The sequence below is a fragment of the Kitasatospora sp. NPDC028961 genome (assembly GCF_055564815.1).
In genome coordinates, this window is record NZ_JBVHVO010000030.1 from 1 (window position 1) to 14,071 (window position 14,071).

The window sequence follows — 14,071 nt, forward strand, 5'->3', positions numbered from 1 at the left end:
CTGATCCACCTGCTCCGTCGACAACCACGGGCGGCGCATGTTGTACAGGGCCCGCGCATGCGCTTCTGTCTGCAACAGGCCAGGGACTGCGATCACGCTGTACTCGTGGATCTCAATGGCCCGGGCCTCTTCCTTGGTGAAGGCCTTCGACCATGCCGGATGCCGCGTGCTGACGCGGATCTTCGCTTTCATCACATCGCCCGCGACAACCTTGAGCGCTCCGCCCGCGCCGAGGAGCTCGTCGGCGGCGTTCAAGAACTCGACCCGTGCCGTCCTCCGCCCTCGCTCGACCGCTCCGACAAGGTCCTCGCCGTATCCGACGCGCTGAGCGAACTCCTTCTGGGTAAGACCGGCTCGCTCACGGAACAGCTTCACCAACTTCCCCACCGCACTGAAGAACTCCGCGACCCCCTCGGAACCCTCCGGCAGTTCGCCGTCCTCGAACACCACGCGCTCATCGCCGCCCACAGCAACCACCCCGTCGTTTCGATCGGTTAATCCTCAGCCAACCGACAAGCCGACACTCCGCGCCCGGACAAGCACTCTCCGTACTCGCCCGATCCATGGTCAGACTACTTCCGAGGGACCAGGCTTTGTCACATGAAGTCCGAAATTCCCCTCGACACAGCGACCCCCCGCGCCCACACCGCGCAGCTCACCGCCTCCCCCAAAGGGGCCTCGATCGGGCGCCGGATCGCGAGACAACAACTCACGGCCTGGGGGCTCAACTCCATCGCCACCGAGACCTTCCACTCCGCGCTGCTGGTGATCGCCGAGCTGGCGGCCAACGCCAGCACCCACGGACGGGTGCCGGGCCGCGGGTTCGAGCTCGCGCTCCGCCTCGTCGACAAGCCCCCGGGCGGCGCCACCCTCCGCATCGAGGTGTCCGACTGCCGGGGGGACCGTCACCCCACCGTCCCCGCCTCCTGCGCCGCCCACGCGCAGTCCGGGCGCGGGCTCACCCTCGTCGGCGCGCTCGCCGACCGTTGGGGCAGCATTCCCCGCCACCCCAACGCCAAGACCGTCTGGGCCGAACTCGACCTCCCCCATGCCGCCTGAACGCCCCGGTACCACCCAGGCCACGGTCCTGACCGCGCTCCCCCTCGCCCTCCTGCTCGCCCTCCTCGTCTGGGCGCTCCCCCTCACCGCGCGGCACCATCACCCGGCCCGGCCGCGCCCGGCGCCGAGCGCTCCGACCGCTGCCCCCACCCGCCCCTGAAACCGGTGCTGCACAGGAAGTCGGACCGGCCGACTTCCTGTGCAGCACCGGTCTGCGGGGCATCAGCCCTTCGCGTAGACCAGCTGACCGCCCACGTACGTCCGCTCGACCCGGGTGGCGGCGATCTCCTCGGGCGGGGTGGCGAAGAAGTCGCGGTCGAGCACCACCAGGTCCGCGAGGTGTCCGGTCCGCAGGCTGCCCGCGTCGTCGTGGCCGTTCACATGGGCGGATCCGGCCGTGTAGGCGGCGAGGGCGGTGGCGAGGTCCAGCCGCTGCTCGGGGAGGAAGACCCGGCCGTCGGTCGCGTCGGGTTCCATCCGGTTGACGGCGACGTGGATGCCGGCGATCGGGTCCGGGCTGCTGACCGGCCAGTCGCTGCCCGCCGCGAGGGTGGCCCCGGCCCGCAGCAGTCCGCCGAACGGGTACTGCCAGGCGGCCCGTTCGGGGCCGAGGAACGGGATGGTGAGCTCGTCCATCTGGGGCTCGTGGGCGGCCCAGAGCGGCTGGATGTTCGCGATCGCGCCGAGGGCGGCGAAGCGCGGGAGGTCGCTCGGGTGGACCACCTGGAGGTGGGCGAGGTGGTGCCGGGTGCCGCGTCGGCCGTTGGCGGCCCGGGCGACCTCGATGGCGTCGAGCGCCTCGCGGACCGCGCGGTCGCCGAGGGCGTGGAAGTGCACCTGGAAGTCGAGCGCGTCCAGGGCGGTGACGTAGCCGCACAGGGCGGCGGGGTCGACGAAGCTGAGGCCGGAGTTGGCCGTCGCGCAGCCGCAGCCGTCCAGGTAGGGGGTGGAGAGCGCGGCCGTGAAGTTCTCGGCGATGCCGTCCTGCATGATCTTCACCGAGCCGGCCCGGAACCGGCCCCCGGTCAACTGCGCACGGCGGGCGACCAGTTCGGAGATCTGGTCGGCGCCCCGGTTGCGGTCCCACCAGAGCGCGCCGGTGACCCGCGCGGTCAGCGTGCCGGCCTCGGCGGCGGCGGCGTAGGCGTCGGACGGGTCCGGCTGGCCGTTGAAGATGCCCAGCAGGGCGTCCTGCCAGCCGGTGATGCCGAGCGAGTGCAGGAGTTCCTGCGCCCGGTGCAGTCCGGCCAGCCGCCCCGCCGCGTCGGTCGGCGGGACGAGCCGGGCGACCAGGCCGGTGGCGCCCTCCTGGAGCATCCCGCTCGGGGTGCCGTCCGGCTCGCGCTCGACCCGGCCGTCGGCCGGGTCGGGGGTGTCCCGGGTGAGCCCGGCGAGTTCCAGCGCCCGGGTGTTGGCCCAGGCGCCGTGGTGGTCGCGGTTGACCAGGTAGACCGGGCGGTCGGGCACGACAGAGTCGAGCAGTTGCCGGGTGGGCAGTCCGCCCGCGAAGCTCTCCATCGACCAGCCGCCGCCGGTGATCCATGTCCGGTCGGGGTGGGCGGCGGCGAACGCGGCGACGCGGCGCAGGTACTCGTCGGCGCCGACCGTCCCGGTGAGGTCGCACTCGGCCAGTTCGGTGCCGCCGAAGACGGCGTGGATGTGCGAGTCCTGGAAGCCGGGGATCAGCAACCGGCCTTCGAGGTCGACGACTTCGGTACCGGGGCCGATCAGCTCGCGGACCTCGTCGTGGCCGACGGCGGTGATCCGCTCGCCGGTGACGGCGAGCGAGGTGGCGCGGGTGCGGGCCGGGTCGCCGGTGTGGACGGGACCGTTGGTGAAGACCAGGTCGGCCTTGGACATCGGTGGTGCTCCTGGGAGTTCGGCGGCCGGGGCGCGGCCGGGGTCGGGCCAGTAGTCGGGGGTCAGGCTGCGGGGGCGGCCGCCGGATCGGCGGGGGCCGGGTCGGCCGGTGCCGGCGGGTCGAAGTAGGCGGACTTGCGGTGGAAACGGGACCACGCGGCGGCCACCAGCCCGGAGCCGATCATCAGCACCGGCACGGACAGGCCGAACCAGCCGTTGTCGGCGGAGAGTTCGAAGTGGTCCGCGGAGTCGTACAGCATCCAGCAGAGATACCCGCCCACCGCCAGCAGCACCGCCGCGCCGAGCAGGGGGGCGACGACCGCCCGCAGGCCCTCCAGCGGTGAGGTGCGCAGCAGGTGCCGGAAGCGGACCGCCGCCGCCACCGCGGTGAGCGCGTAGTAGAGCGCCACCACGATGCCGATCGCGTTGACCGTCGCCGAGATCAGGTCGTTCACGGTGGGGATGACCAGCGAGAGCACCGCGAGCAGGATGGCCGCGCCCGAGATCAGCAGGGTGCCGGCGGCGGGGGTGCCGTAGCGGGGGTGGATCCGGGTCCAGACCGGGCCGAGCGTGCCGTCCCGGCCCATCGCGTACATGCCCCGGGCGGTGGGGATGACGGAGGCCTGCAGCGAGGCCACGGCGGAGAAGGTGAGCGCGATCAGCGGCAGCGCGGCCAGCGGCTGGCGGGCCAGCTTCTCGCCGAGGTACGTCAGCCCGTGCGCGCCGTTGTCCGCCAACTCCTCCATCGGCAGCACCCGTTGGAAGGCCGTCCCGGCGAGCAGGAAGAGCAGCAGCATCACCGCCAGTGCGATGAAGCCGCCGCGGGAGGCGTCACCCGGTTCGCGGACCTCCTCGCCGATGCTGAACACCGACTCGAAGCCCCAGTAGCAGAACACCGCCAGCACCATGCCCTGCGCGAGGGCGTCCACGGACGGGATCGCGAAGGGGTTGTACCAGTCGAGCGAGAACGGCTGGTCGCCGGCGAACAGGCCGTAGCCGCAGAAGGCCAGCAGCACGACGTACTCGAAGACCAGCAGGTACTTCTGCAGCCGGGCGGCGAGCTCCAGGCCGCGCACCGCGACCAGCGCGGCGGCCACCAGGACGACCATGCCCAGCAGGGTGGCCTGGAGGGTGGAGTCCGCGTCCAGCCGCAGGCCGGCGACCGAGCGGACCCGCGCCTGGCCGAGCAGCTGGATCAGTGCCGAGCCGGTCACCGTCGTGGTGTAGGCCATGAACACCACGGTACCGACGGTGTTCACCCAGCCCGTGAGGAAACCGAGCCAGGGGTTGAGCACCCGGCCGACCCAGGTGTAGCTGCTGCCGGAGTCCGGGTCGACGCGGTTGAGCCGCCCGTAAGCGCCGGCGATGCCGAGCACCGGGAGGAAGGCCAGCAGCATGATCGCCGGCAGGTGCAGGCCGACGACGCCCGCCATCAGGCCGAGCCCGATGCCGATGCTGCTGGTCGCCGCGGTGCTGGAGGCGGCGAGGACGATGCCGCCGACCACGCCGACGGACTTGGGCAGCGGGCCCTCGGGGGTGGGCGCGCCGGCTCTCGGGGTGTCGCCGGAGTCCTTGACCGTCGTTGCCAACGGATCACCGCCTTGATCGTGGGGGGGGGAAGGGGTGGCGGCCGGTAGCTGTCCTGGCCGTGGCGGCCATGAAAGCCTCGCCCCGGTCACACGTCAATGCTGTTGTCATAAGGCGCGATGCCCTAGGCTCCCCGCCATGACGGAACGCGTGGTCCCCGAACCGCAACGGCGGCGCCGGAAACCGACCAAGCAGGGCACGGTGCTGTCCGAGCAGGTCATCGTGGCCACCGCCCTGCGGCTGATCGGCCAGCACGGCGCGGCCGCCCTCACCGTCCGCCGCCTCGGCGCCGCACTCGGCGCCGACCCGAGCGCGGTCTACCGGTACTTCCACAACACCGACGACCTGCTGCTGGCCGTCGCCGACGAACTCATCGGCCGCGCCCAGCACGGCCTCGCCCTCACCGGCGACTGGCGCACCGACCTCCACGCGATCGGCATGCGCGTCCACGCCGCCTACCTGGCCCACCCCCAGGCCGCCCAGCTCGCCGCCCACCGCACCACCGGGCGCGACCACGAGACCCGGGCCGTCGAGACCATCCTCGGCGTGCTCCGCTCAGCCGGCTTCCCCGACCACGAGGCCGTCCGGATCTACCACGCCTTCATCGACCAGGCCCTCGCCTTCGCCGCCCAGGACGCCGCCGCCCTCGCCCTCCCACCCCCGGCCCGCGCCGCCGACCTCGCCGTCTGGCGCGTCCGCTACGGCCGCCTCACCCCCGCCACCCACCCCAACATCGCCGCCACCGCCCCCCTCCTCATCACCGACATGGACCGCAGCGGCTACCCCTTCGCCCTCGACCTCCTCCTCGAAGCGGCATCCACCCGCCTCGCGAAGCACGGGGGCGGCACACCCTCAACGGCCGCCGGCCACTGACGGGCCGACCGGCGCAGGCATCACCAGCCCCGCGTAGACGACACCCAGAAGCGACAGCACCAGGAACGGCCAGGCACCCGCCAGCAGGAAGAGCAACGGGGGCGCGGCCAGCAGGAGGGCGACGACACCCCGAAGATCCCGCCCTCTGGCCGCAGCGAACGCCACTACGAGGAGCAGGATCAGCCCCGGAACGGTCACGCATATCAGGATCATCAGCAGAACCGTGTAGTACCCGACCGAGCCGTTCTGCGAGAACCCGTCGACATCAAGGCCGTTGGGCGCAAACGCGGCGAACAGCAGCAGGGGCACATACACCGGCGCCACACACACCGCCGCATACCTCACCACCGCCCGCCCGAACCAACCGGCCGTACGCCCTAATCCACTCAGCACCCCGAGACGACCTGCCCCTTCATCCATGGCGCTGATCGTAGGGTCTCCTGCATCCCGCCCGGACCGGCGCCCCTACTCGACGAGGAAGAACACGCCAGTGACCGCCCGCCCCAAAAGGGAGCGGGCGGTCACCGAAGGAACCCGACCGATATTCGACAAGTTTCGACGTCAGGCGCGCATTTCTAGGTCGACCTTTCCCGCCAGCTGTCGCATGCTCTCGGCGGCCCCGTCAAACGATGACTCCTCAACACCCACGACCTCGACGAGGTACTGCCCATACCTCAGCAAAATGCCCCACTTCTGGCATTCGGTGCCCTCCGACAGAAGGCATGCGTACTCTTGATCATCGGCACTACGGCTGCCGGACACCGAGATCGATTCAACCTGACCGTAGCGCGAGTACCGGCTCTTGAGGTCACCGGACCGGAACACCAGCCACGCCCACGTCGGCGAACCGAACCGCATGACCGTCTGACTGACCCTCCCCTTCGATGGATCCGAAGCATCTCGCACGAAGGAACGTTCCCGCCGCTCGTCCAAGCCCCGCATAGAAGGAGCACCGGGGTCCCGATCTTCCTGCCTCTGCCACGGCCCTTCAGAGACCGGCGACTCAAGAAGAAAGCCCGCAACCGGCCTGTCCTCCCGCCACTGCCCCACCAGGGGAAGGTTCCACAGGCAGATCCCCATGAGGACGATCACAGCAGCTGCTGTCGCGATTACTCGCCCGACCCGAGACTTGAACACTGAACCGATCACTTTCTTGGCGTCATCTCGTCGCGCATGACGCCACTCAAGAAGCTCGCGATATTGGCGGATCAAGATGTCCTTTGCCTACGCAGCAGCTTTCCATCGTCGCAGCTCTGATCAGGGTCCTCGGTCAGGCCCAAAGTGATGCCGTTATCATCCTTCTTGATGTCTGCCGAAATGCTGCAAGAAGGCTGCACACCGTCACCACCGGGCATGAGACTGATAGTGGAGCTCTTCGGGTCGCTGGTCCTTGCCACGTGGGTCCGCTCACCCAGGAGCAGCCACTTTCCCGCCGCCAGCTCTTCGGCGCATCCGCCCTGCAGTGAGATCAGCTCGGAGATCCCCTCCGACTGGAAGGTCCCCCCTTGCTCGACCACCAGACGAGCCCCCTCCCCATTGGTCCAGCTCCCGACAACCTCGTCCTGAGATGCCTCGAAGGGCGAACCGCCGGCCGAACACCCGCTCATCAGCAGCCCTATGCTCCCCAACACACAAGCAACTCGGAAAGATCTCTGACTCATTGGCCCCCACGCCCAGATTCGAACACGGTACGCAGCTTGCGCCGCCCACCGCCAGCCGCACCTCACGTCGACCGGGAGGAGCTGGCCGAAGGTCCCGGCGCACGCGTGCGGCCCCCTCCCGAGTGGTGCTCGGGAGGGGGCCGTTCGGCGTTGTCGAAGGGGTCAGACGGAGGCGGGTGGGGCGGTGGCGGTGCCGGCGGTGGTGCCGAGGGTGCGTTCGGCCTTGGCGACGGCGGCGCGGTAGTAGAGGGAGGCGAGTTGGGAGGAGGGGTCGTCGCGCTGGTAGAAGCCGTAGGAGAGGGCGACGGTGCCGAAGCGTTCGACCGCGAGGTAGCCGCTGAGCGGCACGCCGGCGAGGGTGCCGTCGAGGCGGACGGCGGGGGCGTCCTTGCGGTCGCCCAGGGTGACGGGGGTGACGGTGAAGGTCACGGAGGCGTCGGTGCCGTCGTTGAAGGTGAGGCTGTGGCAGTCGGTGAACGCGTCGGACACCACGGTGAGGTCGCTGGTGAGTTGGGTGGCGTCCTCGGCGGTGAGCGACTCGGTCAGCATCGGATTGCCGTCGGGACCGTCGAACTCGATCTCCTGGTGCGGCAGTTGAGAGGCCGGCCCGGATTCGTTCCCGTTCAGCAGCGCGCGGAGCGTGTCGCAGCCGGCGACCGGGGAGGCGCCGCCCGCCGCCGTCGGGCTGTCGGCGACCGGGACTTCGGAGAAGTTCGGGCCGAGTTCGGTGTTGCTCAGCAGGGCCGCCTTCAGCTGGTCGGCCGTGGGGAGCTGGCCGGCCGGCGCGGCCGCCCGGATCGTCACGGCCGACGGGGCCGCGGAGCCGGTGGCGATACCGGCCGCCCCGAGGGTGAGCACGGTGACCACGGCTGCGGCGGTGAGGGCGAGGAGAGGCCTCGGGTGAGACATACGGCCCCCGATCGGGAGTCGGGCAGGGACAGGCACTCAGTGTCCCACCGGGCCTGCGGCCGCGCCCGCCCACGCGGCATCGTCGCAGGTCAGGCCTTAGGGAGGTCAGGTCGGGACGGGTCTACGGGCAGGGCGGCCCGGGTCTCGGCGAGCCACTCCACCCAGAAGGATTCCAGCCCGATTCCGGCCCGCAGTACGGCGTGCCGCAGCCGGTCCCCGTCGGCCGGCTCGTTGCCCTCGGCGGGCCGGCCACCCTCCGCCGTCCGCTCCGACGGGAAGTCCCGCCGCTCGATCTCCCGGTAGTCGGCCAACTGCGCACGGTGCAGCGCGAGGTGGCGGGCCAGCTCGGCGTCGAGCCCGGCCGTGCCGACCACCGCCGCCGCGCGCAGCCGCAGCAACAGCGGCTCGCGGACGGCCTTCGGGTCGTCCCCGCCGGCCGTCCACCGTTCCAGCTCGGCACGCCCTGCGGGCAGGACGTCGTACTCCTTCTTCTGCCCCCGCACCGGACCGTCCTGCGGGAGCGCCCGGATCAGCCCGGCCGTCTCCAGGCGGCCCAGCTCCCGGTAGATCTGCTGGTGGGTGGCGGACCAGAAGAACCCGATCGACCTGTCGAACCGCCTGGTCAGCTCCAGCCCCGAGGACGGCTTCTCCAGCAGGGCGGTCAGGATGGCGTGCGGCAGGGACATGCCCTGATCCTAGATCCCACCGGAGCACCCGCCCCCGTCAGATCGTGGCGGCCAGTTCGGTGCCCTGCTTCACGGCGCGCTTGGCGTCGAGTTCGGCGGCCACGTCGGCGCCGCCGATCAGGTGGGGGGTGATGCCGAGCTCGCGCAGGGCGGCGTCCAGGTCGCGGCGGGGTTCCTGGCCGGTGCAGAGGACGACGGTGTCCACGGGCAGGAGCTGCCGTTCGCCGTCCACGACGAAGTGCAGGCCGGCGTCGTCGATCAGTTCGTAGCTCGCGCCGGCGACCATGGTGACGCCGCGGTGCTTGAGCTCGGTGCGGTGGATCCAGCCGGTGGTCTTGCCGAGGCCGGCGCCGACCTTGGTGGCCTTGCGCTGCATCAGGTGGACGCTGCGCGGGGGGCGGGGCGGCTCGGGGCGGGTGAGGCCGCCGCGCTCGCGGTACTCCGGGTCGATGCCCCACTTGCGGTGGAACACCGGCGGGTTGAGGCTGGCGGCGTCGCCCTGGTCGGTGAGGTACTCGGCGACGTCGAAGCCGATGCCGCCCGCGCCGAGGACGGCGACCCGCTCGCCGACGGGCGCGCCGTCGCGCAGCACGTCCAGGTAGCCGACGACGCTGGGGTGGTCGATGCCCGGGAGGTCGGCCGGGGTGCGCGGGGTGACGCCGGTGGCGAGGACGATCTCGTCGAAGCCCTCGGCGGCGAGCCGCTCCGCGTCGACCAGTGCGCCGAGGCGCAGCTCGACCGCCAACTCGGACAGCCGGGTGCGGTAGTAGCGCAGCGTCTCGTCGAACTCCTCCTTGCCGGGGATCCGCCGGGCCACGTTCAGCTGCCCGCCGACGGTGTCGGCGGCATCGAACAGGGTGACGGCGTGGCCGCGTTCGGCGGCGGAGACGGCGAACGCGAGCCCGGCCGGGCCGGCGCCGACGACGCCGATCCGCTTGCGCCGCTTGGTCGGTGCGAGGACGAGTTCGGTCTCGTGGCAGGCGCGCGGGTTGACCAGGCAGGAGGTGATCTGCCCGCTGAAGGTGTGGTCCAGGCAGGCCTGGTTGCAGCCGATGCAGGTGTTGATGGCGGCGGAGCGGTCGCCCTGCGCCTTGGCGACGAAGTCGGGGTCGGCGAGCAGCGGGCGGGCCAGCGAGACGAGGTCGGCGCAGCCGTCGGCGAGCAACTGCTCGGCGATCTCGGGGGTGTTGATGCGGTTGCTGGTGACGAGCGGGATGCCGACCGAGCCCATCACCTTCTTCGTCACCCAGGCGTAGGCGCCGCGTGGGACGGAGGTGGCGATGGTGGGGATCCGCGCCTCGTGCCAGCCGATGCCGGAGTTGATGATGGTCGCGCCGGCCGCCTCGACGGCCTGGGCGAGCCGGACGACCTCGGCGAGGGTGGAGCCACCGGGGACGAGGTCGAGCATGGAGAGGCGGTAGACCAGGATGAAGTCGGGGCCGACCCGCTCGCGGACCCGGCGGACGATCTCGACCGGGAAGCGCATCCGGTTCTCGTAGGCGCCGCCCCACTCGTCCTCGCGGTGGTTGGTGGCGGCGGCGGTGAACTCGTTGATCAGGTAGCCCTCGGAGCCCATGATCTCGACGCCGTCGTAGCCGGCCCGCTGCGCGAGGGCGGCGCAGCGGACGAAGTCCTCGATCGTCTGCTCGACCTGCTCGGCGGTGAGGGCGTTCGGCACGTACGGGCTGATCGGGGCCTGGAGGGCGCTGGGCGCGACCAGGTCGGGGTGGTAGGCGTAGCGGCCGAAGTGCAGGATCTGCATCGCGATGCGGCCGCCGGCGGCGTGCACGGCGTCCGTGACGACGCGGTGCCGGTCGGCCTCCGCCTCGGTGGTGAGCATGGCGCCGCCGCCCCAGGGCCGGCCGGCCTCGTTGGGGGCGATGCCGCCGGTGACGATCAGGCCGACGCCGCCGCGGGCGCGCTCGGCGTAGAACGCGGCCATCCGCTCGAAGCCGTTCGGCGCCTCTTCCAGGCCGACGTGCATCGATCCCATGATCACGCGGTTGGGGAGGGTGGTGAAGCCGAGGTCGAGCGGGCTCAGCAGGTGCGGGTACGGCTTCCGGGCCCGGTGGGGGTCGGTGCTCATCGGCGTCTCCTGTGCGGCGTGCGGCGGCTCGTTGTTACCACACGGTAGGGGACGTGGAGCCGAGTATGCAACTAGTTGCATAAACGCGCCCTACGGGGGGCGACGGCCGGCCCCGCCCGGCCACGGCCGAAATTGCCTGACCCCCCGTCAGCTCGGGGCCGGATGTGCGTAGGGTTCCTCCTCGGCGGGGGTTCGCAGGAGCCCCGGGACCGGTGGGGGTTCGGAGGAACCCCGGGGAGGGGACGACTGTGCGAGGCGGATCGATAGCCGTGGTCGGCGGCAGCATCGCGGGGTGCGCGTTCGCGCGGGCGGCCGCCCGGGGCGGGGCGGAGCGGGTGGTCGTACTGGAGCGCAGCCCCGGCAGGCTGGAGGACCGCGGCGTGGGCCTCTGCGTGCTGGAGGACCGCTTCGCCGAACTGGCGGGCGCCGGCCACCTCGACGACGGCATGCGGTGGCACCGGCTGACCGAACGGCACTGGCTGGCGCGCGATCCCGACGGCGGGGGCGGACCGCGCGGGCGGCTACTCTGGGCGCAGGGGATGCCGTTCCGCTCCTACCACTGGGGCGTGCTCTGGCAGTCGCTGCGCGAACGCACCCCGGACAGTGTGGAGTTCCGGCTCGGCGAGGCCGTCCCCGCCGTCGGGAACGGCACCTCCGGTGCCGGCGCCCCGGGCACCGGCACCGACCACGCCTGGGTGACCGGCGCGGCCGGCGGACGCGAGCCGTACGACCTGGTGGTCGGCGCCGACGGCTACCGCTCGGTGGTCCGCGAGGCCGTCTGCCCCGAGGCCCGGCCCGAGTACGCGGGCTACGTCTGCTGGCGCGGCAGCTTCGACGCCCGGCTGCTGGACGGGCTGCCCGGCGGCGCGGCGCTCTGGCCGGAGCACGAGGTGATCACGGTCTGCTACCCCGGCGGCCAGGTGGTGCTCTACCGCATACCCGGCCTGACCCCGGGCTCCACCCAGGTCAACTTCGTCTTCTACGCGCCGACCCCGGCCTGGCTGCGGCCGGGTGACCCGACCAGCGTCCCGGCCGGCGCGCTCACCGGCGGGCAGTTCGAGGAACTGGCCGAGCTGGCCGAGCGGCACCTGCCCTCCTACTGGGCGGGGGTCGTCGCGCTCTCCCCCCGCGAGCGGACCTTCATCCAGCCGATCTACGACCTCGCGGCGCCGCGCCGGACCGCCGGGCGCCTGCTGCTCGCCGGGGACGCGGCCACCGTCGTCCGCCCGCACAACACCAGCGGCGCGGTCAAGGCCGTGCAGGACGCCTGCGCCTTCGAGGACGCCTGGCGGGCGGCGGACTCCTGGGCGGAGCTGCTGCCCGCGTACGACCGCGAACGCGGCACGGTGGGGCGGGAGATGGTCGAGGTCGGCCGGCGGCTCGGGCGGGCCCAGGTGACCGGGGCGCCCGACTGGGCGACCATGGACGAGGAAGCGATGACCGCCTGGTGGCGCCAACAGGTCGCCGGTACGGGCGGGTTCGGCGGCCACGCGCTCGGTCACCCGCCGGCGGGGCGTCAGAACCCCTGAGTGTCAGGGTGATTCACCCCCGGACCGGCGCGCCGGCGGTCCGGGGGTGGCGCCGGCGTCTCAGACGTTGACGCCGTAGTCGGTGGCGATGCCGCGCAGGCCGGAGGCGTACCCCTGGCCGATGGCGCGGAACTTCCACTCGGCGCCGTTGCGGTACAGCTCGCCGAAGACCATCGCGGTCTCGGTCGAGGCGTCCTCGGAGAGGTCGTACCGGGCGATCTCCTGGCCGTTGGCCTGGTTGACGATCCGGATGAACGCGTTGCGGACCTGGCCGAAGCTCTGCAGGCGGGCGTCGGCGTCGTAGATCGACACGGGGAAGACCACCTTCGCCACCCCGGCCGGCACCGCGTCGAGGTCGACCCTGATCTGCTCGTCGTCGCCGTCGCCGCCACCGGTCAGGTTGTCGCCGCTGTGCTCGACCGAACCCTCGGGGCTGCGCAGGTTGTTGAAGAAGACGAAGTGCTGGTCCGAGACCACCTTGCCGAGCGCGTTGCAGAGCAGCGCGCTCGCGTCCAGGTCGTAGTCGGCCCCGGTGGTGGTCCGCACGTCCCAGCCCAGACCGACGATGACGGCGGTCAGGCCCGGCGCCTCCTTGGTCAGCGAGACATTGCCACCCTTGGCCAGCGAAACTCCCACGATGCCCTCCTCGGTTGCTCTCCCTCCGAAAGAATCTACAACACTGTAGAGATCACGAGAATCCATCCGACCTGATGCGCCCCCGTCGTGCGCCCCTGGCAGCACCCACCCGCGCGCCCCGGCTGTCCGACCCGCTCCCCGCACGTCGCCGCCTACTCACCGGGCTCAGCCGCCGCCCCCGCCTCGACCGCCCCCGCCGCGACCGCCGCCGCCCCCGCGAGCAGCTCGGCGACGTGCGGCGGCAGCAGGCAGGCCTGCCGCGCCAGCAGGTCGACGAAGGCCGCCGTCAACGGATCCGGCCGGGTCCGGGTGTACGCCGCGAGCGGGCGCCGCACGGGCGGCTCGGGCAGGCGGACCAGGCCGTCGAAGCCCGGCGGGACGAGGTTGGCGGGCACCAGCGCCGGCCCCAGCCCGGCCGCGGCCAGCAGTGGCGCGGCGGCCGTCTGCTCGGTCCGCACCGCGGCCCTCGGCCGGAACCCGGCCTCCGCGCACGCCCCGTCGAGCAGGTCGGCGAGGCCGTTGCCCGGCGCGTAGTGCACCCAGTCGCACCCGGACAGGTCCGCCAGCCGGACCACCCGGCCCGCCGGCACCGCGTCCGGTTCGGCCGGCAGCGCCAGCACGAACTCCTCGACGCCCAGCTCCCGGATCGGCCCCTCCCAGTCCGGCGGCGGCGTACCGACCGCGGCGTCGGCCTGACCGGCCGCCATCGCCGCGCGCAGCTCGTCGTTGTGGGCGTACTCGCGCAGCCGGATCCGCACCTTCGGGTGGAGCCGGCGCCAGGCCCGCAGCACCGGCGGCAGGATGCCGAGGCTGATCGAGTAGACGGTGGCGAGTTCGAGCTCGCCACCGTCCAGACCGGCCGCGAGACGGGCCGCGGTGCGCAGGCGCTCGGCGTCGGCGAGCGCGGCGCGGGCGTGCGGGAGCACCGCCCGGCCCATCGGCGTCAACCGGACGGCACGCGGCAGGCGCTCCAGCAGCGTCCCGCCGACGGCCCGCTCCAGCGCCCGTACCTGGTGCGAGAGCGCGGGCTGGGTGACGTGCAGCAGCTCGGCGGCCCGGGTGAACGAACCGGTGTCGACGACGGTCACCAGGTATTCGAGCTGTCGGAGAGTGGCCATGCACAGAGTTTATGGCTCGGCGAAAAGACAAGCCTTGGACGCATCGGTGCAGCTCGGCGCAGGGTGG

Annotated in this window: 15 protein-coding genes; 4 read left to right on the forward strand and 11 right to left on the reverse strand. The window is 72.2% G+C overall.

All coding sequences use genetic code 11. From position 1 onward, the window contains the following. Nucleotides 1-468: helix-turn-helix domain-containing protein (locus ACZ4UX_RS31720; protein ID WP_465709149.1), on the reverse strand; the 468-nt coding region annotated here is incomplete at its 3' end. Between the two features lie 132 nt (nt 469-600). Between ACZ4UX_RS31720 and ACZ4UX_RS31725 the strand changes: the two genes are divergently transcribed. Together ACZ4UX_RS31725 and ACZ4UX_RS31730 are read left to right on the forward strand one after the other, a co-directional pair. Continuing rightward, nucleotides 601-1,059 carry an ATP-binding protein gene (locus ACZ4UX_RS31725; protein WP_465709150.1) on the forward strand — a complete coding sequence of 153 codons (459 nt, stop codon included), beginning with the start codon at nt 601-603 and terminating at the stop codon, nt 1,057-1,059. After that, the gene (locus ACZ4UX_RS31730) at nt 1,049-1,219 is read left to right on the forward strand and encodes a hypothetical protein (protein ID WP_465709151.1); all 171 of its coding nucleotides are present in this window, start codon (nt 1,049-1,051) and stop codon (nt 1,217-1,219) included. The genes ACZ4UX_RS31725 and ACZ4UX_RS31730 overlap by 11 nt, the downstream gene beginning before the upstream one ends. A gap of 62 nt (nt 1,220-1,281) precedes the next feature. Here the strand turns inward: ACZ4UX_RS31730 and ACZ4UX_RS31735 are convergent, their stop codons facing one another. After that, nucleotides 1,282-2,919 (reverse strand): amidohydrolase, encoded by a 1,638-nt coding sequence (locus ACZ4UX_RS31735; protein WP_465709152.1) that lies wholly within the window; start codon nt 2,917-2,919, stop codon nt 1,282-1,284. A 62-nt stretch (nt 2,920-2,981) separates the two neighbouring features. Further along, nucleotides 2,982-4,508, reverse strand: coding sequence for an APC family permease (locus tag ACZ4UX_RS31740; protein WP_465709153.1), 1,527 nt, complete (start codon nt 4,506-4,508; stop codon nt 2,982-2,984). A 136-nt stretch (nt 4,509-4,644) separates the two neighbouring features. On the opposite strand from ACZ4UX_RS31740, the gene ACZ4UX_RS31745 reads away from it, so the two are divergent. Then, entirely contained in the window at nt 4,645-5,379 is a 735-nt protein-coding gene (locus tag ACZ4UX_RS31745; RefSeq protein ID WP_465709154.1) for a TetR/AcrR family transcriptional regulator, read from the forward strand. On the opposite strand, the gene ACZ4UX_RS31750 is transcribed toward ACZ4UX_RS31745, so the two are convergent. The 6 genes from ACZ4UX_RS31750 to ACZ4UX_RS31775 all read right to left on the reverse strand — a co-directional run bounded on the left by ACZ4UX_RS31750 (nt 5,359) and on the right by ACZ4UX_RS31775 (nt 10,721). Continuing rightward, entirely contained in the window at nt 5,359-5,799 is a 441-nt protein-coding gene (locus ACZ4UX_RS31750) for a hypothetical protein (RefSeq protein ID WP_465709155.1), read from the reverse strand. The genes ACZ4UX_RS31745 and ACZ4UX_RS31750 overlap by 21 nt on opposite strands. A 141-nt stretch (nt 5,800-5,940) precedes the next feature. Beyond that, complete coding sequence (locus ACZ4UX_RS31755) at nt 5,941-6,591, reverse strand: hypothetical protein (protein WP_465709156.1); 651 nt, start codon at nt 6,589-6,591, stop codon at nt 5,941-5,943. Continuing rightward, nucleotides 6,588-6,896, reverse strand: coding sequence for a hypothetical protein (locus ACZ4UX_RS31760; RefSeq protein ID WP_465709157.1), 309 nt, complete (start codon nt 6,894-6,896; stop codon nt 6,588-6,590). The genes ACZ4UX_RS31755 and ACZ4UX_RS31760 overlap by 4 nt, the downstream gene beginning before the upstream one ends. A gap of 306 nt (nt 6,897-7,202) precedes the next feature. After that, complete coding sequence (locus ACZ4UX_RS31765; RefSeq protein WP_465709158.1) at nt 7,203-7,949, reverse strand: hypothetical protein; 747 nt, start codon at nt 7,947-7,949, stop codon at nt 7,203-7,205. A gap of 89 nt (nt 7,950-8,038) precedes the next feature. Further along, the gene (locus ACZ4UX_RS31770; protein ID WP_465709159.1) at nt 8,039-8,635 is read right to left on the reverse strand and encodes a PadR family transcriptional regulator; all 597 of its coding nucleotides are present in this window, start codon (nt 8,633-8,635) and stop codon (nt 8,039-8,041) included. A 37-nt stretch (nt 8,636-8,672) separates the two neighbouring features. After that, a complete protein-coding gene (locus tag ACZ4UX_RS31775; protein ID WP_465709160.1) occupies nt 8,673-10,721 on the reverse strand; it encodes an oxidoreductase in 2,049 nt (682 codons plus the stop codon). Nucleotides 10,722-10,969: 248 nt separating this feature from the next. Here ACZ4UX_RS31775 and ACZ4UX_RS31780 point away from each other — a divergent pair, with 248 nt between their 5' ends. After that, complete coding sequence (locus ACZ4UX_RS31780; RefSeq protein WP_465709161.1) at nt 10,970-12,250, forward strand: FAD-dependent monooxygenase; 1,281 nt, start codon at nt 10,970-10,972, stop codon at nt 12,248-12,250. A 60-nt stretch (nt 12,251-12,310) separates the two neighbouring features. Here the strand turns inward: ACZ4UX_RS31780 and ACZ4UX_RS31785 are convergent, their stop codons facing one another. Continuing rightward, nucleotides 12,311-12,886: a TerD family protein gene (locus tag ACZ4UX_RS31785; protein ID WP_329490340.1), complete on the reverse strand. Its 576-nt coding sequence runs from the start codon at nt 12,884-12,886 to the stop codon at nt 12,311-12,313. Between the two features lie 152 nt (nt 12,887-13,038). Continuing rightward, nucleotides 13,039-14,004: a LysR family transcriptional regulator gene (locus tag ACZ4UX_RS31790; protein WP_465709162.1), complete on the reverse strand. Its 966-nt coding sequence runs from the start codon at nt 14,002-14,004 to the stop codon at nt 13,039-13,041. Nucleotides 14,005-14,071 lie beyond the last annotated feature (67 nt).